The organism is Mesorhizobium sp. M8A.F.Ca.ET.202.01.1.1 (assembly GCF_004791595.1).
Classification (GTDB): domain Bacteria; phylum Pseudomonadota; class Alphaproteobacteria; order Rhizobiales; family Rhizobiaceae; genus Mesorhizobium.
Window position 1 is genome coordinate 1 of the sequence record NZ_SRUN01000283.1, and the last position, 289, is coordinate 289.

1 protein-coding gene is annotated in these 289 nt (G+C 69.6%); it reads left to right on the top strand.

What is annotated here, in order from left to right; genetic code table 11:
• Positions 1-289: cobalamin biosynthesis protein (locus tag EN845_RS34875; RefSeq protein WP_135931345.1), on the top strand; the 289-nt coding region annotated here is incomplete at both ends.

The window sequence follows — 289 nt, forward strand, 5'->3', positions numbered from 1 at the left end:
ATGGTCGCGGGTATCGGCAGCCGGAAGGGCGTGACGGCGCGCGACGTGCGCGCCGCGATCGAGACCGCGCTCGAAGCGCATGGGCTGGCGATGACCGCGCTTTCGGGGCTGGCAACGGGCGAAATCAAGCGCGACGAGGAGGCGATCTTTCTCGCCGGACGCGACCTCGCCCTACCGGTGATCGTCGTCAGCGACGGCGCGCTGCAGGCCGCTGCCTCCGGTACGATCAGCCGATCCGAATTGTCGCAGGCGCATACCGGCACGCCTTCGGTTTCGGAAGCGGCAGCCC